At 60.8% G+C, this 21,156-nt stretch carries 18 protein-coding genes; 6 read left to right on the top strand and 12 right to left on the bottom strand.

What is annotated here, in order from left to right; all coding sequences use genetic code 11:
• Positions 1 to 208: 208 nt before the first annotated feature.
• The 6 genes from BLL38_RS10055 to aceK form a co-directional block, all read right to left on the bottom strand.
• The gene (locus tag BLL38_RS10055) at positions 209 to 1,543 is read right to left on the bottom strand and encodes an OprO/OprP family phosphate-selective porin (protein WP_076962437.1); all 1,335 of its coding nucleotides are present in this window, start codon (positions 1,541 to 1,543) and stop codon (positions 209 to 211) included.
• A 333-nt stretch (positions 1,544 to 1,876) separates the two neighbouring features.
• Positions 1,877 to 2,110, bottom strand: a complete 234-nt coding sequence (locus BLL38_RS10060) for an anti-sigma factor family protein (RefSeq protein WP_076962438.1) — start codon at positions 2,108 to 2,110, stop codon at positions 1,877 to 1,879.
• A complete protein-coding gene (locus BLL38_RS10065; RefSeq protein WP_076962439.1) occupies positions 2,104 to 2,718 on the bottom strand; it encodes an RNA polymerase sigma factor in 615 nt (204 codons plus the stop codon). The genes BLL38_RS10060 and BLL38_RS10065 overlap by 7 nt, the downstream gene beginning before the upstream one ends.
• A gap of 40 nt (positions 2,719 to 2,758) precedes the next feature.
• Complete coding sequence (locus BLL38_RS10070; RefSeq protein WP_076962440.1) at positions 2,759 to 3,880, bottom strand: beta-ketoacyl-ACP synthase III; 1,122 nt, start codon at positions 3,878 to 3,880, stop codon at positions 2,759 to 2,761.
• A 228-nt stretch (positions 3,881 to 4,108) separates the two neighbouring features.
• Entirely contained in the window at positions 4,109 to 8,020 is a 3,912-nt protein-coding gene (gene hrpA, locus BLL38_RS10075; RefSeq protein ID WP_076962441.1) for an ATP-dependent RNA helicase HrpA, read from the bottom strand.
• Positions 8,021 to 8,125: 105 nt separating this feature from the next.
• Positions 8,126 to 9,859 carry a bifunctional isocitrate dehydrogenase kinase/phosphatase gene (gene aceK / locus BLL38_RS10080; RefSeq protein ID WP_076962556.1) on the bottom strand — a complete coding sequence of 578 codons (1,734 nt, stop codon included), beginning with the start codon at positions 9,857 to 9,859 and terminating at the stop codon, positions 8,126 to 8,128.
• 191 nt (positions 9,860 to 10,050) lie between these two features.
• On the opposite strand from aceK, the gene BLL38_RS10085 reads away from it, so the two are divergent.
• On the top strand, positions 10,051 to 10,947 hold the full coding sequence (locus BLL38_RS10085) for a DMT family transporter (RefSeq protein ID WP_076962442.1): 897 nt from the start codon (positions 10,051 to 10,053) through the stop codon (positions 10,945 to 10,947).
• A 31-nt stretch (positions 10,948 to 10,978) separates the two neighbouring features.
• On the opposite strand, the gene BLL38_RS10090 is transcribed toward BLL38_RS10085, so the two are convergent.
• On the bottom strand, positions 10,979 to 11,839 hold the full coding sequence (locus tag BLL38_RS10090; protein WP_076962443.1) for a DMT family transporter: 861 nt from the start codon (positions 11,837 to 11,839) through the stop codon (positions 10,979 to 10,981).
• Positions 11,840 to 12,284: 445 nt separating this feature from the next.
• Here BLL38_RS10090 and BLL38_RS10095 point away from each other — a divergent pair, with 445 nt between their 5' ends.
• Positions 12,285 to 12,833, top strand: a complete 549-nt coding sequence (locus BLL38_RS10095; protein WP_076962444.1) for a hypothetical protein — start codon at positions 12,285 to 12,287, stop codon at positions 12,831 to 12,833.
• Between the two features lie 41 nt (positions 12,834 to 12,874).
• Positions 12,875 to 13,039, top strand: coding sequence for a hypothetical protein (locus tag BLL38_RS10100; RefSeq protein WP_242627624.1), 165 nt, complete (start codon positions 12,875 to 12,877; stop codon positions 13,037 to 13,039).
• A gap of 47 nt (positions 13,040 to 13,086) precedes the next feature.
• On the opposite strand, the gene BLL38_RS10105 is transcribed toward BLL38_RS10100, so the two are convergent.
• Both BLL38_RS10105 and cysK read right to left on the bottom strand, forming a co-directional pair.
• A complete protein-coding gene (locus tag BLL38_RS10105) occupies positions 13,087 to 14,025 on the bottom strand; it encodes an aspartyl/asparaginyl beta-hydroxylase domain-containing protein (RefSeq protein WP_076962446.1) in 939 nt (312 codons plus the stop codon).
• Positions 14,026 to 14,225: 200 nt separating this feature from the next.
• On the bottom strand, positions 14,226 to 15,200 hold the full coding sequence (gene cysK, locus BLL38_RS10110; protein ID WP_076962447.1) for a cysteine synthase A: 975 nt from the start codon (positions 15,198 to 15,200) through the stop codon (positions 14,226 to 14,228).
• Between the two features lie 125 nt (positions 15,201 to 15,325).
• Between cysK and BLL38_RS10115 the strand changes: the two genes are divergently transcribed.
• The 3 genes from BLL38_RS10115 (at position 15,326) to BLL38_RS10125 (ending at position 18,555) form a co-directional block, all read left to right on the top strand.
• On the top strand, positions 15,326 to 16,402 hold the full coding sequence (locus BLL38_RS10115) for a DUF748 domain-containing protein (RefSeq protein ID WP_076962448.1): 1,077 nt from the start codon (positions 15,326 to 15,328) through the stop codon (positions 16,400 to 16,402).
• A gap of 117 nt (positions 16,403 to 16,519) precedes the next feature.
• Complete coding sequence (locus BLL38_RS10120; protein ID WP_029292347.1) at positions 16,520 to 17,365, top strand: AAA family ATPase; 846 nt, start codon at positions 16,520 to 16,522, stop codon at positions 17,363 to 17,365.
• An 11-nt stretch (positions 17,366 to 17,376) separates the two neighbouring features.
• A complete protein-coding gene (locus tag BLL38_RS10125; protein WP_076962449.1) occupies positions 17,377 to 18,555 on the top strand; it encodes a vWA domain-containing protein in 1,179 nt (392 codons plus the stop codon).
• 137 nt (positions 18,556 to 18,692) lie between these two features.
• On the opposite strand, the gene BLL38_RS10130 is transcribed toward BLL38_RS10125, so the two are convergent.
• The 3 genes from BLL38_RS10130 to BLL38_RS10140 are packed head-to-tail and all read right to left on the bottom strand — an operon-like array spanning position 18,693 to position 21,048.
• The gene (locus tag BLL38_RS10130; RefSeq protein ID WP_076962450.1) at positions 18,693 to 19,607 is read right to left on the bottom strand and encodes a 5-oxoprolinase subunit C family protein; all 915 of its coding nucleotides are present in this window, start codon (positions 19,605 to 19,607) and stop codon (positions 18,693 to 18,695) included.
• Positions 19,604 to 20,308, bottom strand: a complete 705-nt coding sequence (locus tag BLL38_RS10135) for a 5-oxoprolinase subunit B family protein (protein ID WP_076962451.1) — start codon at positions 20,306 to 20,308, stop codon at positions 19,604 to 19,606. Before BLL38_RS10135 ends, BLL38_RS10130 begins: the two co-directional genes overlap by 4 nt.
• A complete protein-coding gene (locus BLL38_RS10140) occupies positions 20,305 to 21,048 on the bottom strand; it encodes a 5-oxoprolinase subunit PxpA (protein WP_076962452.1) in 744 nt (247 codons plus the stop codon). Before BLL38_RS10140 ends, BLL38_RS10135 begins: the two co-directional genes overlap by 4 nt.
• Positions 21,049 to 21,156 lie beyond the last annotated feature (108 nt).

A 21,156-nucleotide genomic window follows, 5' to 3' on the forward strand; every position in this document is an offset into this window, starting at 1 on the left:
GCCTCTGGCTAACACTTCCCCTTGCCGGGTGTGTAGAGGACTTTCACCTCCCAGTCACCAGCGTGGCCACCACAGCCAAGCTGGTTGCGCTTGCGCGCAACGCGCCATGCCTGGCGCACCAAAAAAAAACCCCGCCAATGGCGGGGTGAAAAAGAGGATTGCGCTTTAACGGATGAAGAAAGAGCGCTTGGAGCGGTATTAGCGTTGCTTAGAACACGTACTGCACACGACCGACGATGGAATCACCGCTGTCATCGCCATTGGCGTTGGTGATCTTGTCAGTGCTGACCTTGCTGTAGTTCAGGGACAGCTTGACCGCTTCGTTGGCGTACCAGTTCACACCCAGGGTGTTGACGTTGGCCTTGGCGTCGCCGGTTTCGCGGGTAGCGCTGCTGACGACGATGTTTTTGTCGTCAACCTTGATGTTGTCGTAGCGGTAGAACACTTCCCAGGCGCCGTATTGCTTGTTCTCGGGCTTGATCGCGTCGAACTTGCCACCGTCGAGTTTGTAGGCACGGGATTCGCCGGTCAGGGTGTAGGCCAGTTGGCCGTAGAAACCGCTGGTTTTCACATCCTGGTAGGCATTGCTGTCAGCTTTCATCTTGCGGCTCAGGGCTTCAGCCTGCACCGAGAATGGACCACTGGCGAAGGCAAATTCACCACCGAATACGGTGTCGGTGTCGTAGGCGCCGACTGCGGTCAGGTTGCTGGCGTTCAGGCCCACGCCACCACCGAAGGTCGCACGGTTGCCGTTGGTGCCCGCATCGTTGCCGCCGGTGGTTGCCACGCCACGAGCGCCGAGACGTGGACGGATCCGCGAGTCGAAAGCGGCATCGTTCAGGTCACGTACCGCCACGTTCAAGCCGAAGTGCAGGACGTCGCCGCCTTTGTTCATCGGAGCCAGTACGATACGGCCGTTGAATTGCTTCACGCCCTTGCCGTCTTCGTCGTTGATGTCCTTGGAAGCCAGGCTGGTCGAGCCGTAGAACATATCGGCGGCAGTGCCGCTGACCTGGATACCCATGCCGTTTTCGTGAAGGTTGACCCAGTCTGCAACCTCGTAAGCCGAGTTACGCTCCATGGCCGTGATCCACTTGGAGCTGGTGGCTTTTTCCAGGCCGAAATCCGGATCAAAACGACCGACGCGGATCGTGACCGGTTTGAAGCCCACATAAGACATGGACGCTTCGTCGAAGTAACCGTCGTCGGAGTTACCCGAGTTGTGGGAGAAGTCGTAGTTGAGCTGGTATTTGAAATCCTTGTAGACGGTGCCACCCAGTTCCAGGAAGGCGCGGCGGAAGTAAGCGGCGTCGCCCGAATCACCGTTTTTGGTGTAGAAGCCGTCAAATGTGCCGTAATCGGCTTGCAGGCGACCACCCAGCTTGAAGCTGAAGTTCTGGTCGGTCGTAGCAACCTCAAGGCCGCCCTTGGTTTTGACAACGATATCGGCGCCATCAGTAGTGACAGTACCAGCGAAAGCCTGGGCGGTAACGGCCAGGGCCAGGGCGCTGGCCGCGAAACCGGCGAAGTGCTTACGGATCATCGAAGAATTCCCCTAATTGGTGGTCTTTTGCGTTGGAAAACACACGGGTCAGGCCCGCTGGTGTTGGGAGGGGATCTTGGCGAGGGGATATTTCAGACAGGTTTCCGGTAGATAAATATTTGATTACAGGGGAACTTTCTTACAACCACGGGGAATAAGCGCAAAGCTACAGACGGCGTGGGCTTGAGCGGAAAAATTACGAGAAATGCCAAGTGAAAAAAAGGTGAAAAAAATTACAAATCTGCAATGTTTTCCAGCACATCGCTTTTCACCGACACCAAAAAGCCCACGACGGGGACGTCGCAGGCTTTGGCAACCGCAGGCAGCGCTGGGTCAGGAGTTGTGCTTGAGCTCCGAGGCCAGGCGCTCGGCCAACCCTTCGGCATCGGCCACTTCGGGTTCGGGCAGGATGCGCAAGGTGGCCTGCATCAAGCGCATCTGGCGCATGAAACGCCGGCAATGACCGCAAAACAGCAAGTGTTGGCGCATGAACAAACGCTCACGAAAGGTCAGTTGCCCATCGAGATAGTCGCTGGAGCGCGCCACTTGTTCCTTGCACGTCAACATTCACCGGTCTCCTCGAAATGCTCCACCGTGGCGAAGACTTTAAGCCGCGCCCGATGCAACAGCACACGAACATTGGAGAGCGATATCTCCAGAAGATTACAGATCTGCTCCAACTCCAGCCCCTGGCGCTCACGTAGCGTCAACACGCTGCTTTGCAATTCCGACAGGCTCAGCAACGTGTGCTCCAGGCACTCGCGCAACTCGTTTTCGGTGAGCAGCGCTTCAGGGGTGTCTTCATGCCAGGCGAACGGTGCCACCAGCCAATGCCCGTCATCGGCGGCAAAGCGCTCATCGCCAATGGTCCCGTGGGGTGACGGCAGGTCATCAAGCAACACTTCGCGCCGGTTCAGCTTGTAGCGGCCCTTGGCCGAGTTGGCGGTGATGGTCAGCAGCCAGGTCTTGAGGCTGGAGCGCCCCTCGAACTTGGCAAGGTTGCGGACCACCGACAGCCAGGCATCCTGCACCACTTCGTCGGCATGGCGCTGGCCGACGATGGCGTAGGCCACGGCGCGCATTGCGCTCTGGTAAGTGGTGACCAACTCCTTGTAGGCACGCTGCTCCCCCTTGAGCAGGCGTTCAAGCAGATGCGCGTCGTCGGCGGCTGCCATTCAAAACCTCATTGTGTTGAAGCCAAGGAAGCCTGCTTACTCAGCGCTTGCGCAGGATCACACTACCAATCGAATACCCGGCGCCGAACGAGCTGAGTACCGCCAACGCGCCCTTGGGCAGGTCGTCCTGGTAGGTGTGGAACGCGATCACCGAACCCGCCGAACTGGTGTTGGCGTAGGTATCGAGGATCACCGGTGCTTCTTCGATCTCGGCTTCGCGGCCCAGCAGCTTCTTGACGATCAGGTGGTTCATGCTCAGGTTGGCCTGGTGCAGCCAGAAACGCTTCACGTCGGTGACGCTCAACTGGTTCTCAACCAGGTGCTGGCCGATCAACTCGGCAACCATCGGGCAGACATCACGGAAGACTTTGCGGCCTTCCTGCACGAAAAGCTTGTCCGGCGCGCCCACACCTTCTTCCGCCGCACGGTTGAGAAAACCGAAGTTGTTGCGGATGGTATTGGAGAACTTGGTCAGCAACTTGGTGCTGACCACCTCGAACTGGTGCTCGGAAGTGGCCAGGTCGGCACGCTCCAGAATCACCGCGGTCGCCGCATCACCGAAGATGAAGTGGCTGTCACGGTCACGGAAGTTCAGGTGGCCGGTGCAGATCTCCGGGTTGACCATCAGGATCGCCCGGGCCTGGCCCAGCTGGATGCTGTTGCAGGCGTTCTGGATGCCGAAGGTCGCCGAAGAACAGGCCACGTTCATGTCAAAACCGAACCCCTGGATACCCAGGGCTTCCTGGACTTCGATGGCAATGGCCGGGTAGGCGCGCTGCAGGTTGGAGCAGGCAACAATCACCCCGTCGATATCGGCGGCGGTCTTGCCGGCGCGCTGCAGGGCCTGCTCGGCGGCGCCCACGGCCATCTGGCAGAGGATCGACCACTCGTCGTTGGAGCGCTCGGGCAGGCGCGGGGTCATACGCTGGGGGTCGAGGATGCCGTCCTTGTCCATGACAAAGCGGCTCTTGATACCCGAGGCCTTTTCGATAAAGGCGGCGCTGGATTCGGTCAACGCCTGAACGTCGCCCTGCTCGATGGCCACGGCGTTGTCGGCATTGAACTGTTGAACGTAAGCATTGAAAGACTGCACCAGCTCTTCGTTGGAGATGCTGTTGGCCGGGGTGTACAGGCCTGTGCCGCTGATGACGACGTTATGCACGGTCGTTCCTCTAAATCTGTTCAGGCAGAAGGGATTGGTACCGTCGTACCAAACCGTAAGTCGCTCTAGTCCGCCGCGCGGACATCAAACGGGGAAACGCTTTGTCCCGGCGCGTCGAGGCTGATACAGCCAATCTAGACGATCCCGGCATTTATACCGGCGAAGTTTGCCATAAACCGGGGGGTTTGGCGCCTATTGCGCACGCCCTTCCCCCCAGGTTCTTGCAGGTCAAGGCTCGACCTGGCTCCACTGTTTGCTCAAGCGCTTGTCAGAAATCGGCACCTTGGTGCCCAACTGCTGGGCAAACAACGACACCCGGTATTCCTCCAGCCACCAGCGGTAAAGCGCCAGTTGCGGGTCGCGCTTGCCTTCCTGGGCGTGCTTGTTCAGGCGCGTCTGGTATTGGCTCCACAGGCCGCCCAGCTCGGCGCTCCAGACCCGGTCCTTCTGCACCTGGCTGGGCAGTTTCTCCAGGCGCAGTTCGATGGCCTTGAGATAGCGCGGCAGTTCCTTGAACCACTGCGCCGGGGTTTCGCGCACAAAGCCTGGGTACACCAGGTTGCTCAGTTGTTGCTTGATATCGTTGAGTGCCACGGCCTGGGCCAGGTCGATCTTGCCCTTGAAGCGTTTTTGCAGGCCATGCCACAGCTTCAATACTTCCAGGGTCAGGCGCGCCAGGCGTTCGGCGTGCTCGGTCCAGCTACCACGTTTGCGCTCAGCCAAAGCTGCCAGGCCCGCGCCATCCCGTGGCAGGCTGGCCTCGCCTTCCAGCACGCAGCTGTCGAGGCTGGCCAGCAGTATGTCTTCGACCAGGGCATCGATGCGCCCCAGCTCGCGGTACATCAGCCCCAGCTCTGTGAGGCCCGGCAATTTGCCGCGCAGGAATTTTGCCGGCTCGGCCAACTGCTGCATCAACAGGCGCTGCAAGGCACGGCGGTGCTGGAATTCGGCTTCGGCAGCCGTAGAGAAACGTCCTTCCTTGACCGTGCCGTTTTCTTCTACCAGCGCCGGATACACCGTCATCGACAGGCCAGCAATCTTCTGCTGGGTAGTCTCGGCAACCGCAGCGAAGACCTTGGCCTCCACCGGCTGCTGGCTTTTGGCAGTCTGCGGCACCGCCAGGGCAGCCTGGCTGGCTTCGACAAACCGTGCGGTCAGCGCTGCCAGGTCGCGGCCTTCGCCGAGGAACTTACCCTGGGCGTCGACCACTTCCAGGTTCATCTTCAGGTGGTTTTCCACCTGCTGCGCCGCTTCGCTCCAGGCTTCATCGCTGACCCGTACACCGGTCATGCGCAACAGTTCGCGCCCCAGCGCCTGGGGCAGCGAGCCCTGGGCAAATTCGATACGTTGCAGCGCGGCCTTGACGAAGTCCGGCACCGGCACGAAGTTCTTGCGCAGGGCCTTGGGCAGGTTGCGCACCAGGGCAATGCACTTGGCTTCGATCAGCCCGGGCACCAGCCATTCCAGACGCTCGGCGGGCAAGGCCGGCAACAGCGGCGCCGGCACGCGCAAGGTCACGCCGTCGCGCGGGTGGTTGGGTTCAAAGTGGTAACTCAAGGCCAGGGCCAGGTCTCCCAGGTGCAAGGTGTCGGGGTAATGGGCGGCGGTGACTTCACTGGCCTCGCGGGCCAGCACGTCTTCTTCGCGCATGATCAGCAGTTGCGGGTCTTTCTGGCTGGTGAGCTTGTACCAACTGTCGAAGGTCGCCGTCTGATGGATTTGCGCCGGCAGGCGTGCGTCATAGAAGGCGTACAGGGTTTCTTCGTCGGCCAGGATATCGCGGCGCCGGGCCTTGGCTTCCAGTTCGTCCAATTGCTCCAGCAACTGTTGGTTGGCGCTCAGGCACTTGGCCCGGGACTGGATCTCGCCACGCACCAGGCCTTCGCGGATAAACAGCTCGCGGGACACGACCGGGTCCACCGGCCCGTAATGCACCGGCCGGCGCCCCACCACGATCAGGCCGAACAGGGTGATCTGCTCAAAGGCCACGACCTGGCCGCGCTTCTTCTCCCAATGGGGTTCAAAGTGGTTTTTCTTGATCAGGTGCCCGGCCAGGGGCTCGATCCAGTCGGCATCGATCTTGGCCACCATGCGCGCATACAGCTTGGTGGTTTCCACCAGTTCGGCGGTCATCAGCCATTGCGGGCGCTTCTTGCCGATCCCCGAGGAGGGATGAATCCAGAAGCGCCGCTGACGGGCCCCCAGGTAATCGCCGTCTTCGGTTTTCTGGCCGATCTGGCTCAACAGGCCGGACAGCACCGCCTTGTGCAGTTTCGGGAAATCCGCCGGCTCCTTGTTGACCGTCAACTGCATATCACGACAGATCAAGCTCAACTGGCGGTGGGAATCACGCCACTCGCGCAAGCGCAGGTAGTTGAGGAAGTTCTTGCGACACCAGTTGCGCAGCGGGCTGGCGGTCAGTTCCTGGCGCTGCTCTTCAAAGCCGCGCCACAGGTTGACCAGCCCGGCGAAGTCCGAGTCCGGGTCCTTCCATTGCGCGTGGGCCTGGTCGGCCGCTTGCTGGCGCTCCGGTGGGCGCTCGCGCGGGTCCTGGATCGACATGGCGCTGGCGACGATCAGCACTTCCTGCAAACTGCCGAGCTTGGCCGCTTCCAGCAACATGCGGCCCATGCGCGGATCTACCGGCAAGCGCGCCAGTTGCCGGCCCAGGGGCGTCAGCTGGCTGTTGCGGTCCACCGCCGAAAGCTCCTGCAGCAGGTTGAAGCCATCGCTGATGGCCTTGCCATCCGGCGGTTCGATAAACGGGAAGTCGGTGATTTCGCCCAGGCGCAGGTGCAGCATCTGCAGGATCACGGCCGCCAGGTTGGTACGCAGGATCTCCGGGTCGGTAAATTCCGGGCGGCCGATAAAATCTTCTTCACTGAACAGGCGCACGCAGATGCCCGGCTCGACCCGGCCGCAGCGGCCCTTACGCTGGTTGGCACTGGCCTGGGAGATCGCCTCGATCGGCAGGCGCTGAACCTTGGCGCGGTAGCTATAGCGGCTGATGCGTGCGGTGCCGCTGTCGATCACGTAGCGGATGCCCGGCACGGTCAGCGAGGTTTCCGCAACGTTGGTCGCCAGCACCACGCGCCGCCCCGGATGGGACTGGAAAATGCGCTGCTGTTCGGCCGGCGACAGGCGCGCGTACAAGGGCAGGATTTCCGTGTGCTTGAGCTGGGCCTTGCGCAGCATATCGGCGGCATCGCGGATCTCACGCTCACCGGGCAGGAACACCAGCACATCGCCCGGGCTCTTGCGCTCGCTGCGTTCAAAGGCGGCTATTTCATCGAGGGTGGCGAGGATCGCCTGGTCCACGGTCAAGTCGTCTTCGACGCGGTTGCCTTCCTCGTCCTGCTCCAGGGTCAGCGGGCGGTACCAGGTTTCCACCGGGAACGTCCGCCCCGAGACCTCGACAATCGGCGCATCGTCGAAGTGCTTGGAGAAGCGCTCCAGGTCGATGGTGGCCGAGGTGATGATGACTTTGAGGTCGGGGCGGCGTGGCAGCAGGGTCTTCAGGTAGCCGAGCAGGAAGTCGATATTCAGGCTGCGCTCGTGGGCTTCGTCGACGATGATCGTGTCGTAGCGTTCGAGGTAGCGGTCGTTCTGGGTTTCGGCCAGCAGGATGCCGTCGGTCATCAGCTTGATCAGGGTGTTGGCGTCGCTCTGGTCCTCGAAGCGCACCTGATAGCCCACCAGCGCCCCCAGCGGCGTGGCCAGTTCTTCGGCAACCCGGCTGGCCACACTGCGCGCGGCGATACGCCGGGGCTGGGTATGGCCGATCAAGCCGTACTGGCCGCGGCCGATTTCCAGGCAGATCTTTGGCAACTGCGTGGTTTTACCCGAGCCGGTCTCGCCGGCGATGATCAGCACCTGGTGCTTTTGCAGCGCCGCCTTGATCTCATCGCGCTTGGCGGCGATGGGCAGGCTGTCGTCATAACGGATCCGCGGCACGCTGGCCGCCCGCGCCGTGACCTGGGCACAGGACGCCTGCATGCGCGCCACCCACTGCGCCAGCTTCTCCTCATCGGGCTTCTTGCGCAGCTCAAGCAACTGCCGACGCAAGCGGTGGCGGTCGGCGAGCATGGCGTGATCGAGGTTTTTCAGGAGTTGGTCGATAGCGGGCGCTTGGTCAGTCATCAGGTACTTTGAAGGTCGTCTATTTATGCACGGCCGGCAATTGTGGCAGAAAAGCGCACACAACGTTAAAGGCCGCGTAAATCACATGTGGGAGCTGTCGAGCCCCTATTCGTTATCCAGGCCCTTGCGCCGATACGGGAACACATCAATCACCTTCCCCGCCCGAATCGCCTCTTGCAGGCCTTTCCAGTAGTCGGCGTTGTACAACTCGCCGTGCAACTCATCGAACAGGCGCCGTTGCCCGGCGTCGGCAAACAGGAACGGCGGGAATTCCTCGGGGAACACGTCCAGCGGGCCGATGGAGTACCAGGGCTCGGAGGCCATTTCATCCTCGGGGGTACGCGGTGCCGGGATATGGCGGAAGTTGGCTTCGGTGAGGAAGCAGATCTCGTCATAGTCATAGAACACCACGCGACCATGGCGGGTGACGCCAAAGTTCTTCAGCAGCATGTCGCCGGGAAAGATATTCGCCGCCGCCAGCTGTTTGATTGCCAGGCCGTAGTCTTCAAGGGCTTCGCGCACCTGGGCCTCGTTGGCGTTTTCCAGGTAGAGGTTGAGCGGGGTCATGCGCCGTTCGGTCCAGCAGTGGCGGATCAACACCGTGTCGCCTTCCACCTCGACCGTGCCCGCGGCCACTTCCAGCAATTCGGCCAGGCATTGCGGCTCGAACTTGCTCAAGGGGAAACGGAAGTCGGCGAACTCCTGGGTATCGGCCATGCGCCCGACCCGGTCGACACTTTTGACCAGGCGGTACTTCTCGATCACCGTGGCGCGGTTGACGTTTTTCGACGGCGAGAAGCGGTCCTTGATGATTTTGAACACGGTGTTGAACCCCGGCAGGGTGAACACGCTCATGACCATCCCGCGCACGCCCGGGGCCATGATGAACTGGTCGTCGGTACTGGCCAGATGGTTGATCAGCGCCCGGTAGAACTCTGACTTGCCATGTTTGTAGAAGCCGATGGAGGTGTACAGCTCGGCGATGTGCTTGCCCGGCAGGATGCGCTTGAGAAAGCCGATGAACTCTGCCGGCACCGGCACATCCACCATGAAATAGGAGCGGGTGAACGAGAAGATGATCGACACATCGGCTTCGTCGGTGATCAGCGCGTCGATGCGGATGCCCTGCCCTTCGCGGTGCAGCAGCGGGATCACCAGCGGCCACTGTTCATCGCGGGTGTAGAGGCGGCCCACCAGGTACGCGCCCTTGTTGCGGTAAAGCACCGAGGAAAACAGCTCGACATTGAGGTCCGGGTCCTTGCACACCCAGTCCGGCAGGTTCTCGCGCAGTTGTGCTTCGAGACGCTGCAGGTCGGCGGGCAGGTCGGCGTAGGGCTCGCTGAAGCGGTAGTCGCTGAAAATCTGTTCGAGCATGCCCGCCAGTTGGCCCTGGGGCTTGTAGGTGCGGGTCTGCGCGGCACGGGCACGGCGCAGGCTCGGGCGGGTGGTATGGATGAACATGCAGCCGTCGCTGATCAGGTCGTGGCTGAACAACCCGCAAAAAATCGAGTTGTACCAGGTCTCGGACAGTTCATCGTCAAACCGCAGGTCGATCAGGCTGATATAGGCGCTCTTGACCAGGGGCCAGGCGTTGACATCCAGCAATGCCCCCGCGTCGAAAGCGGCCCGCAGGCGCGTGGTGACTTCGCCGACCTTCTCTTCATACAGGTTGATCCGCGCCGCCGAGGCGGTTTGCGCCTCTTGCCACAGGGCCTTCTCAAAACGCTCGCGGGCGCCGTCGGTGATCTGGCGAAAGTGCTCGCGGTAATCGTCGAAGCCATCGAGGATCATCTGGGCGATGGACTGCGCGGTGTCGATGGCAGGCGTTTGCTGCGGCATGTCGGAGACCTCTGCGGGCATTCGGAAGACCTGAGATTAGCCAGAGTCCGTAGGCAGGAGAAGTACAATTTTTGCCAGGCGCTGGGCCTCACTGGCAGGGGGATGCGCTTTCTGGTGTCGTTGACGCGTAAAAGATTGTGTCAGGCCGATCCCTGGGCAACACTCTCGCCCTTGTGAAAAAGGAGCTGTCCGTGAGACCTGTCGACACCCTGTACCTGCTGGTGCTGGCCGCCATCTGGGGCGCGAGCTTTCTGTTCATGCGGGTTATCGCGCCGGAAATCGGCACGATTCCCACGGCCTTCTTCCGAGTATCGATTGCCGCCGCCGGCTTGCTGGTGATCCTGGCCCTACTGCGGGTGCGCTGGGACTTCCAGGGCAAGTTCAAGACCGTGCTGTTGCTGGGGGTGATCAACTCGGGGATCCCCGCGACCATGTACTCGGTGGCGGCCCAGGTCTTGCCGGCGGGTTACTCGGCGATTTTCAACGCCACCACGCCGTTGATGGGGGTGCTGATTGGCGGGCTGTTTTTCCATGAACGGCTGACGCTGTCGAAGATTGTCGGGGTAGGCCTGGGCCTGTTCGGCGTAGGCATCCTGACCCGGGCCGGGCCGGTGGCGTTTGACCTGGAACTGCTGATGGGCGCCCTCGCCTGCCTGCTGGCCACTACCTGCTACGGCTTCGCCGGCTTCCTGGCGCGCCGCTGGCTGGACCAACAGGGTGGCCTGGATAGCCGCCTTTCAGCCTTGGGCAGCATGCTGGGCGCCACCTTGTTTCTCTTGCCCTGGTTTGGCTGGAGCGCCATCAGCCATCCGCCCGCCAGTTGGGGCGGCTGGCATGTGTGGCTGTCGTTGCTGGGCCTGGGGCTGTTGTGTACGGCGTTCGCCTACATCTTGTACTTCCGTTTGCTGACGTCCATCGGGCCGGTGAAGTCGATGACAGTCACCTTCATGATCCCGCCCTTCGGTGTGTTGTGGGGGGCATTGCTGCTGGATGAGCCATTGTCCATGGCGCACCTGTATGGCGGGATGTTGATCGCGGGGGCATTGTGGCTGGTGCTGCGACCAGGGAAATTGATCAAAGCTGTGTAGGAGCCGGCTTTTCGGCCCCTACACAGGGATATCAAGCCTTACGGAAGACGAATACCAACCCGATGATGATCAACCCCATCCCCAGCACACTCAGCAGCGCCAGGCGATTGCCGAAGATCAGGTAGTCCATCACCGCAGTGACTGCCGGCACCAGGTAGAACAGGCTGGTGACATTCACCAGGTTGCCCCGGGCAATCAGGCGGTACAGCAACAGCGTCGCCAACAGCGACACCACCAGCCCCATCCACAGCACTGGCAGGTAAAAGCCACGGGTGTGCTCGAACTCAAAGGGCTGGAACGGCACAAACACCGCGCACAGCAACAAGCCCGCCAGGTACTGCACCGGCAAGGTGCCCAGTGGGTGCTCGGTGATGCGCTTTTGCATGATCGAGCCCAGGGTCATGCTCGCCAGCGCCAGCAAGCCGAACAGCATGCCGGCCAGGGACATCCCAGCCAGGCCGATGCCCTGGTACACCACCATGATCAGGCCCGCCAGCCCCAGTGCCAGGCCGAACAGCCGGCGCCAGGAGCGCTGGCGTTCCATCAGCACCACGGTGAGGATCGGCTGCACGCCCATGATGGTCGCCATCACGCCGGGGGTGACCTTCAGGTCCAGGGCCAGCAGATAAAAAATCTGATAGGCCCCCAGCAACACCAGCCCGGTGGCGACGGCATACCACAGCGGTTTACCCGGGCGCGGCAGCTTGAGCCTGAGGACCGGCACCAGCACCACCAGGCCCGCCAGGGCAATGGCAAAGCGGATCAACAGGAAGGCAAAGGGTGAGGCATGGGCCAGGCCCAGCTTGGAGAAAATCGCCCCGCTGCTCCACAGCAGGACAAACAGGCTCGTCGAGGCCGCCGCGGCCACGGACTGTTTTGAAAGCACAGACATGATGAACACCTGTAGTCAGGCAAAAAGCCAACTCAGCCAAGGCTGAAATTCAGTAGGTTCGGTACAGGCGGGCAACGGGGAACAGCGGTCTGCTGATCAGCCCGAAATGCCAACGCCCGGCGGTGATACGACTGCGTACACCGGTGTGCTACTGACAGGTGGGGGGTAATGACTGATCTGCACAGGCTGTTGATTCCCGCACGGCACGACCGCAGCGTTGAGCGCTGAATCGACTACCGCTATGCGTGGGGAAGCAGGCATGGGCTGATCTTTTTGAAGGGATTGAAAAGTGCCGTGAAGCACCTGGGTTCGACTATAACCAGCCGGTGACACGCTTTGCAATGGCTTTGCCAAAAGGCCAGTAAGGACAAGTAGAAAAACCACCTCTAGCCTTGGAAAAAACCAACGCGCTCCACTTCAGGAGGCTTTTGACTCATGACCGCCAATGCCAAAAACACGCGACTCCTTGCGATACCAGCTCTACCGATCCAAAGCCTTGCGCCTTGCGAATGCATCGACTCAACAGTGGTACAAAAACCTGAAACACACCGACGCCCAAGGCACAGACATCGACTTGACCCATGTCCGTTTTGAATTGATCGACAGCCATGCATTGGCTGCCTATCAGGACTGGGCAGAAGACGCTCACTTCTCGTGGGACGAGGTTGCGACGTGGAAAGGCCGTGAACCGATGGCGTTCGATTTGTCTCTCTGGTACGACGAGGTGCTCTGTGGGCTGTGCTTTGCCAATCCCAATCAAAGCCGGTTGCGGATCAAGCTCATCCGCCTGGAGGGAAGACCTGGAAAGTCCCACCCTTTGAAAAGCCGCATAGCATCACTGACGATGATTGCCATCGACCATTACGCGAGAATCATTGGCAGCCAATGGATAGAAATTCAGGAACCCGCACCCGGGGCTATTCCCCTCTATCAAAACCTGGGCTTTGACTTCGATTCACGGGGCAGGCTTGTGATAGCGGTAGAGAACGAATAGCATCGCAACATGTTCAATTAATGATCAATCGTGGAGGCTGCATGGGAGAACTTATTAAAAAACCCGTCGCCCGAAAAGCGTCGTCCAAGGCAGGCCAAGAGCCTAAAAGCACTGTGCTGACCGCCAATCAACGCCGTTTTCTAAATGCGGCTATGGCCGGCAACATTGACGAGCCAAGCCTATTGGCGGGTCGCCCGGAAAAGTAACAGACATAAAAAACCGCTCCTAAGAGCGGTTTTCTGTTCTAAAACTATCAGCCAAACAACCAATACACCAACGCCACCACCACCGCCGCCGCCAGCACTGGCCGCATGATGCGATAGGCTTTGGGGTGCTTGCGCTTCCACTGTTTGACCACGCCACTGAAACGGTCGCTGAAGCTCTTGCTCCAGGCATAGGCCTGGTTGATGCCGCCCACGCGCTCGTCATCCAGGTTCTGTGGCGCGGTCGCGCGGCCCAGTTGGGCACTGACCCAACGGTTGATGCGGGTCATCAGCCGGTTGCTCAGGGGCCGTTCGATGTCGCAGAACAGAATCACCCGGGTCTTCTCGGTTTCGTTCTTTACCCAGTGCACATAGGTTTCGTCAAACATCACGTCGTCGCCATCACGCCAGGCGTAGACCTGGCCATCGACAAAAATGCGGCAGTCGTCGGAGTTGGGCGTGGACAAGCCCAAGTGATAGCGCAGGGAGCCGGCAAACGGGTCGCGATGGGGGTTGAGGTGGCTACCGCCCGGCAGCAGCGCAAACATGGCGCCCTTGACGTTGGGAATGCTGCTGACCAGGGCCACGGTTTTCGGGCACAGCAACTCGGCCGACGGCAGCGGTTTGTCGTACCACTTGAGGTAGAAGCGCTTCCAGCCCTTCTTGAAGAACGAGCCAAAACCGGCATCGTTGTTCTTCTCCGCGGCGCGGATATAGCCTTCGTCGAACAGGTGCATGGCCTCGTCGCGGATCACTTCCCAGTTGTCCTTGAGCACATCCAGTTCCGGGAACTTGCTACGGTCCAGGTAGGGCTTGGACGGTACACCCGAGAAGATGTACATCAAGGCGTTATAGGGGGCGAACAGCGCCGAATGGTTGACGAACTGACGCAGCACCGGCAAACGCGCCTTGCCGCGCACATGCACGTAAAGCGTACTGCCGATAAACAGCAACAGCACCGACAGCTTGGCGGCCAAAGAAAAGGTCATGCAGCAACTCCTGGAAAGAGCCTCCCGGCAGCGGGAAACCAGACATAGCAGCCGGCCATGATAAACACTCCGGGCCGGAGGAAAAACCCGCGTGATCCAACAATCCGTTTTAAGGAGCACGCGGCGGGCAATCAATTATGCATAAGAGGCATAAAACCGGGCTGATATGGATCAACCCGCTTTCGCTACACCTACAAGGGTCAGGCCTGGTTTTCCTGGTCGCTGAACAGATCGCTGAACAGCATGCTCGACAAGTAGCGCTCACCGGAGTCCGGCAGGATCACCACGATGGTCTTGCCCTGCATGTCCGGTTTCTCGGCCAGGCGCACCGCCACGGCCATCGCCGCGCCACAGGAAATCCCGCACAGGATGCCCTCTTCCCGCATCAACCGCAGGGCCATGGCCTTGGATTCGTCGTCACTGACCAACTCCACCCGATCCACCATCGACAGATCGAGGTTCTTTGGCACAAAACCCGCGCCAATCCCCTGGATCTTGTGGGGGCTGGGCTTGATCTCTTCGCCAGCCAACGCCTGGGTAATCACCGGCGAGCTGATGGGCTCCACGGCCACCGAGAGGATCGGCTTGCCCGCCGTGTTCTTGATATAACGCGATACGCCCGTGAGGGTTCCCCCGGTGCCGACCCCCGCCACCAACACATCCACCGCGCCATCGGTGTCGTTCCAGATTTCCGGGCCGGTGGTTTTTTCGTGGATGGCCGGGTTGGCCGGGTTATCGAACTGGGCCGGCATAAAGTAGGTGGCCGGGTCGCTGGCGAGGATTTCACCGGCCTTCTCGATGGCACCTTTCATGCCCTTGGCCGGCTCGGTCAGCACCAGCTCGGCGCCCAGGGCCTTGAGCACCTTGCGCCGCTCGATGCTCATGGACGCCGGCATGGTCAGCAGCAATTTGTAGCCTCGGGCGGCGGCAACAAAGGCCAGGCCGATCCCGGTATTGCCCGAGGTCGGCTCGACGATGGTCATGCCCGGCTTGAGTTTGCCGCTGCTTTCGGCATCCCAGATCATGCTCGCCCCAATCCGGCACTTCACCGAATACCCGGGGTTACGCCCTTCGGTCTTGGCCAGGATAGTCACACCACGGGGCGCGATACGGTTGATCTGAACCAGGGGCGTATTGCCGATGGAGTGCGCGTTGTCTGCAAAAATGCGGCTCATGGCGGAGTCCTTTAGGCGGTTTTCAAGAAGGCAACAAGGGTATGCCTCGTACTCCAAGGCGTCCAGTCGAGGAACGTTGCCGCTGCCCGCGTAGTCAACCGCCTATACACAGGGAGAAAAAACCTATGAAGCGTCGCTACAGTTGGCCGCTCTGGACGGTCGCCGGGCTGCTGGTCGTACTGGTGGCACTGGATATCGCCCTGCCCTACCTGGTGCGTAACTACCTCAACGAAAAACTCGCCGACATGGGCGACTACCGTGGCCAGGTGACCGATGTCGACCTGGCCCTGTGGCGCGGCGCGTACCGGATCAATGGCCTGCAGATCGTCAAGGTGGATGGCAAGGTGCCCGTGCCGTTCGTCAAGGCGCCGGTCATTGACCTGTCGGTCAGCTGGCACTCCTTATGGTATGACCGTGCGGTGGTGGCCCAAGTGCAATTCGTCAAGCCAGAGCTCAACTTCGTCGACGGCGGTGCCAACCAACAGGCGTCCCAGACCGGTCGCGGCACCGATTGGCGGGCGCAACTGGGCAAACTGCTGCCGATCACCCTCAATGAAGTGCGGATCGACGATGGCACGATTGCCTTTCACAACTTCAACTCCAAACCGCCGGTCAACCTCGGTGCCACCCAGGTCAACGCCAGTTTCTACAACCTGACCAATGTGGTGGACGTCGAAGGCAAGCGCGATGCGCGCTTTGATGGCAAGGCCCTGTTGCTGGGGCATGCGCCGCTGGAAGCCAGCGCAACCTTCGATCCGCTGAGCAACTTTGAAGACTTCGCGTTCCGCTTTCGCGCCCGCGACATCCAGCTCAAGCGCCTGAACGACTTCGCCTCGGCCTACGGCAAGTTTGACTTCAATGCCGGCACCGGCGACGTGGTAATCGAGGCCCAGGCCGAAAAGGCCCAACTGACCGGCTATATCAAGCCACTGTTGCGGGATGTGGAAGTGTTCAACTGGCAACAGGATGTGCAGAACAAGGACAAGGGGGTTTTCCGCTCGATCTGGGAGGCCGTGGTCGGCGCCAGCGAAACCGTGCTGAAGAACCAGAGCAAAAACCAATTTGCCACCCGGGTCGAACTGAGCGGCAGCGTTCACCAGCAAGATATCAGCGCGTTCCAGGCGTTTTTGCAGATTTTGCGCAATGGTTTTGTCCATGCGTTCAATGCCCGCTATGAGCAACCCAAGCCCAGCGCGGATTGACTGTGGCGTGACCGGTCATTCAGAGACTGAATAACCCGTCTACGTTCACAGTCGCCAGGCCTGCGCGCTATAGTCGCAGGCATGCTGACTACCGGCGTCATGTTCGAGGATTGAGAAATGAAGTTTGAAGGCACCCAGGCCTATGTTGCCACCGATGACCTGAAACTGGCCGTCAACGCTGCCATCACGCTGGAGCGCCCGCTGCTGGTCAAGGGCGAGCCGGGCACCGGCAAGACCATGCTCGCCGAACAACTGGCCGAATCGTTCGGCGCAAGGTTGATTACCTGGCACATCAAGTCCACCACCAAAGCGCACCAGGGCCTGTATGAATACGATGCGGTCAGCCGCCTGCGCGACTCGCAGCTGGGCGTGGACAAGGTCCACGATGTGCGCAACTACCTGAAGAAAGGCAAGCTGTGGGAGGCTTTCGAGTCCGAAGAGCGGGTGATCCTGCTGATCGACGAGATCGACAAGGCCGATATCGAGTTCCCCAACGACCTGCTGCAAGAACTCGACAAGATGGAGTTCTACGTCTACGAGATCGACGAGACCATCAAGGCCAAGAAGCGCCCGATCATCATCATTACCTCCAACAACGAAAAAGAGCTGCCGGACGCGTTCCTGCGCCGTTGCTTCTTCCATTACATCGCCTTCCCCGACCGCACCACCCTGCAGAAAATCGTCGACGTGCACTACCCTGACATCAAGAAAGACCTGGTCAGCGAAGCCCTGGACGTGTTCTTCGACGTGCGCAAGGTGCCAGGTCTGAAGAAAAAACCCTCCACCTCCGAACTGGTGGACTGGCTCAAGCTGCTGATGGCCGACAATATCGGCGAGGCGGTGCTGCGCGAGCGTGATCCGACCAAGGCCATCCCGCCACTGGCCGGCGCCCTGGTGAAAAACGAGCAGGATGTGCAACTGCTTGAGCGCCTGGCGTTCATGAGCCGTCGCGGCACTCGATAAGGGCTTTTGCCATGCTGCTCAACCTGTTCAATGAAATGCGTGCAGCCAAGGTGCCGGTCTCGGTGCGTGAGCTGCTGGACCTGATCAACGCCCTGAAACAACGGGTGACCTTCGCCGACATGGATGAGTTTTACTACTTGTCCCGGGCGATTCTGGTGAAGGACGAGCGTCACTTCGACAAGTTCGACCGGGCTTTCGGCGCCTACTTCAATGGCCTGGAGAAACTCGACGACCACTTGCAGGCGCTGATTCCCGAAGACTGGCTGCGCAAGGAGTTCGAGCGCTCGCTGAGCGATGAAGAGCGCGCGCAGATCCAATCCCTGGGCGGCCTGGACAAGCTGATCGAGGAATTCAAGAAACGCCTGGAAGAACAGAAGGAGCGCCACGCCGGCGGCAATAAATGGATCGGCACCGGCGGCACCAGCCCGTTCGGTTCCGGCGGCTTCAACCCCGAGGGCATTCGCGTGGGCGATGCCGGCCAGCGCCAGGGCAAGGCGGTCAAGGTCTGGGACCAACGCGAGTACAAGAACCTCGATGACTCGGTGGAACTGGGCACGCGCAATATCAAGGTGGCCCTGCGCCGCCTGCGCAAGTTTGCGCGCCAGGGTGCGGCCGAAGAGCTGGATATCGACGGCACCATCGACCACACCGCCCGCGATGCCGGCCTGCTGAATATCCAGATGCGCCCGGAGCGGCGCAACACGGTCAAGCTGCTGTTGCTGTTCGACATCGGCGGTTCGATGGATGCCCACGTCAAGACCTGCGAGGAGCTGTTCTCGGCCTGCAAGACCGAGTTCAAGCACCTGGAGTACTTCTACTTCCACAACTTCATTTATGAATCGGTGTGGAAGAACAATATGCGCCGCACCTCCGAGCGCACCTCGACCCAGGACCTGCTGCACAAGTACGGCGCCGACTACAAGGTGATCTTTATCGGTGACGCAGCCATGGCCCCGTATGAAATCACCCAGGCCGGTGGCAGCGTGGAGCACTGGAACGAAGAGCCGGGGTATGTGTGGATGCAGCGGTTCATGGAGAAGTACAAGAAGCTGATCTGGATTAATCCGTACCCGAAAGATACCTGGGGCTATACCTCATCGACCAATATCGTGCGGGATTTGATTGAGGACCAGATGTATCCGTTGACCTTGCGCGGGCTGGAAGAGGGGATGCGGTTTCTCTCCAAATAAATCATCTTCTGCCTGAATACAGATCCAAATGTGGGAGCGGGCTTGCTCGCGATAGCGGTGGGCCAGTCAACGAATTTATTGACTGACCCACCGCTATCGCGAGCAAGCCCGCTCCCACATTGGCTTTGCAGTGTTCTCTAGATCGCCGTAAAACGCTGCAAATACTTGAGATGCTCGCGGTGCGCCGTCTCCTGCATCACCGGCGCCAACCTCACCTTCTCTCCCGGCAGATACTGGGCCAGGCGCGCCAACGACAATGGCGTCAACGCGCCCAGTCGTGGGTAGCCGCCAATGGTCTGGCGATCATTGAGCAATACAATCGGCTGCCCATCCGGTGGCACCTGGATCGCGCCCAAGGGGATGCCTTCGGAGATCAGCGACGGCCCCTGATACGCCAACGGCGTGCCCAGCATGCGCATGCCCATGCGGTCGGCGCGGCTGTCCAGGGCCCATTCGCTATTGAACGCATCGAACAGGCTCTGGCCGCTGAACTGGCCGATCTGCGCGCCGAGGATCACGTCCAGGGGCGCCGTAGAGTGCAACCGCTCAGCTGGCAATTCACGCAAGTGGCTGCCCGAGCCGGAATACCCCAGGGCTGCGCCTTCAGCCAGGGCCCGGCCAAAACCGTCCAGCCCGCCCAGGGCTTCGCGCCCGACACTGGCACAACTGCCCAGGACCTTGGGCGCGTCAAACCCGCCCGGCGCCGCCAGGTAAGCCCGAGCACCGCTGTGCGGCTGGGTGAAGCGCAAGCGCTGGCCTTTTTGCAGAATAAAACTGCGGCCCGGGCTGATGGCGCGCTCGTCGATGTACGCCCCCAGGTCCGCACCCGCCAGGGCCAGCACGCAAATCTCCTCGGCCTGTACGGTAAAACCGCCCAGGGTGATTTCCACCACCGGCGCATCCAGCGGGTTGCCCAGCAACCAGTTGGCCCAGGACATCGACACCCAATCCAGCGCGCCGCCCTGGGTTACGCCCAGGTGCCGCACACCAAAACGCCCGGCATCCTGCAACAGGCACAGTGGGGTGCTGGCCTCGATCGACAAACGGCTCATACCTGGGCCTCCAAGGGCGTGTCATCGCCACCCAGGTTGATAAATTCAGCACGCCCGATGGCTTCAAAACGCACACTGTCGCCCGGCTGCATCAGGCTGTAGCCGTCGCGCTCACGATCGAACAATTTGGCCGGGGTGCGGCCGATCAGGTTCCAGCCCCCCGGGGATTCCACCGGATAGGCGGCGGTCTGGCGCTCGGCAATGCCGACGCTACCCGGCGCCACCCGCTTGCGTGGGGTGCTCAGGCGGGGGGCGGCGAGTTGCTCTTCCACCAGGCCCATAAAGGCAAAACCGGGAGCAAAACCGAGGGCGAAGACCTGATATTGATGCTGGCTGTGGCGGCGAATCACCTCGTTGACCGCAAGCCCACTGCGCTGGGCGAGCAAGGTCAGCTCAGGACCGACGCTCAGGTCGTACCACACCGGCAATACATGACACTGCCCGCTGCCCTGGGCCTGGGGCTGCAAGCCCGTGAGGGCCTGATCGATCAGTTCCCGCGCCTGTGCCGGGCTCAACGCCAGCAGGTCGTAATGCACCATCAGGGTCGTGTAGGAAGGCACCAGGTCCACCAGCGCCGTGCCAAACCCCTCGCGCAGCCGACGCGTGGCGGCGAGCATCCAGGGCATGTTGTCTTCGGCGATCACATCAAACAGGCGCACCATCAGGCAGTCGATGGCCACTACTTCGATCCGTGGCTTCATTGTGGCGTCAACGCTTGGCGAATACGCTGCACCGCCGCCACCGAGCTGGCGTTATCGCCATGCACGCAGAGGGTGTTGGCCTGCAACAGCAAGGGGCTACCATCGCTGGCGACCAGGGTTTGGCCCCGGGCAATGGTCAGGGCCTGCTGGAGAATGACCTGCGCATCGTGATGCACCGCACCCGGCAACTGCCGCGAGACCAGGTGCCCGGCGTTGTCGTAGGCACGGTCGGCAAAGGCTTCAAACCACAGGGTCACGCCATATTCATCCCCCAGGGCCTGGGCGGCGCGGTTGTCACGGGTGGCCATCAGCATCAACGGCAGGCTGGCGTCATACGCCGCCACGGCCTGGATCACTGCGCGCAATTGCGCAGGCTTGGCCATCATGTCGTTGTACATCGCGCCATGGGGTTTGACGTAGCTGACCCGGCCACCCTGGGCCCGGCAAATACCGTCGAGGGCACCGATCTGGTAATGCAGCAGGTCCTGGAGCTCCTGGGGGGCGTACGCCATGGATCGGCGGCCAAAGCCTGCCAGGTCCTGATACGCCGGGTGTGCACCGATTTGCACGCCATGCTGCAACGCCAGGGCGACGGTCTTGCGCATGATGCTCGGGTCGCCGGCATGGAAACCGCAGGCGATATTGGCGCAATCAATAAATGGCATGACCTCGGCATCCAGACCCATGGTCCAGGCGCCAAAACTTTCGCCGATGTCGCAGTTCAGTAGCAGGCGGCTCACGCTGAAGACTCCTGTAGGCTTTATTTTTTTATAGTGTGGGATCTTTTACCAAGATCTCGCAACGATGTTGTCCTGAGCCCCGACGACGCTTATCGTGAGACAGCTCGA

It is taken from the genome of Pseudomonas gessardii (assembly GCF_001983165.1).
In the GTDB taxonomy this organism is placed as follows: domain Bacteria; phylum Pseudomonadota; class Gammaproteobacteria; order Pseudomonadales; family Pseudomonadaceae; genus Aquipseudomonas; species Aquipseudomonas gessardii.

What these genes read in the sequence shown, in the direction of transcription:
- cysK (WP_076962447.1), bottom strand. Translation starts at nt 15,200, where the DNA reads ATGAGCCGCATTTTTGCAGACAACGCGCACTCCATCGGCAATACGCCC.
- hrpA (WP_076962441.1), bottom strand. Translation starts at nt 8,020, where the DNA reads ATGACTGACCAAGCGCCCGCTATCGACCAACTCCTGAAAAACCTCGAT.
- BLL38_RS10060 (WP_076962438.1), bottom strand. Translation starts at nt 2,110, where the DNA reads ATGTTGACGTGCAAGGAACAAGTGGCGCGCTCCAGCGACTATCTCGAT.
- BLL38_RS10130 (WP_076962450.1), bottom strand. Translation starts at nt 19,607, where the DNA reads ATGAGCCGTTTGTCGATCGAGGCCAGCACCCCACTGTGCCTGTTGCAG.
- BLL38_RS10115 (WP_076962448.1), top strand. Translation starts at nt 15,326, where the DNA reads ATGAAGCGTCGCTACAGTTGGCCGCTCTGGACGGTCGCCGGGCTGCTG.
- BLL38_RS10065 (WP_076962439.1), bottom strand. Translation starts at nt 2,718, where the DNA reads ATGGCAGCCGCCGACGACGCGCATCTGCTTGAACGCCTGCTCAAGGGG.
- BLL38_RS10095 (WP_076962444.1), top strand. Translation starts at nt 12,285, where the DNA reads ATGCCAAAAACACGCGACTCCTTGCGATACCAGCTCTACCGATCCAAA.
- aceK (WP_076962556.1), bottom strand. Translation starts at nt 9,859, where the DNA reads ATGCCGCAGCAAACGCCTGCCATCGACACCGCGCAGTCCATCGCCCAG.
- BLL38_RS10135 (WP_076962451.1), bottom strand. Translation starts at nt 20,308, where the DNA reads ATGAAGCCACGGATCGAAGTAGTGGCCATCGACTGCCTGATGGTGCGC.
- BLL38_RS10055 (WP_076962437.1), bottom strand. Translation starts at nt 1,543, where the DNA reads ATGATCCGTAAGCACTTCGCCGGTTTCGCGGCCAGCGCCCTGGCCCTG.
- BLL38_RS10090 (WP_076962443.1), bottom strand. Translation starts at nt 11,839, where the DNA reads ATGTCTGTGCTTTCAAAACAGTCCGTGGCCGCGGCGGCCTCGACGAGC.
- BLL38_RS10120 (WP_029292347.1), top strand. Translation starts at nt 16,520, where the DNA reads ATGAAGTTTGAAGGCACCCAGGCCTATGTTGCCACCGATGACCTGAAA.
- BLL38_RS10100 (WP_242627624.1), top strand. Translation starts at nt 12,875, where the DNA reads ATGGGAGAACTTATTAAAAAACCCGTCGCCCGAAAAGCGTCGTCCAAG.
- BLL38_RS10105 (WP_076962446.1), bottom strand. Translation starts at nt 14,025, where the DNA reads ATGACCTTTTCTTTGGCCGCCAAGCTGTCGGTGCTGTTGCTGTTTATC.
- BLL38_RS10125 (WP_076962449.1), top strand. Translation starts at nt 17,377, where the DNA reads ATGCTGCTCAACCTGTTCAATGAAATGCGTGCAGCCAAGGTGCCGGTC.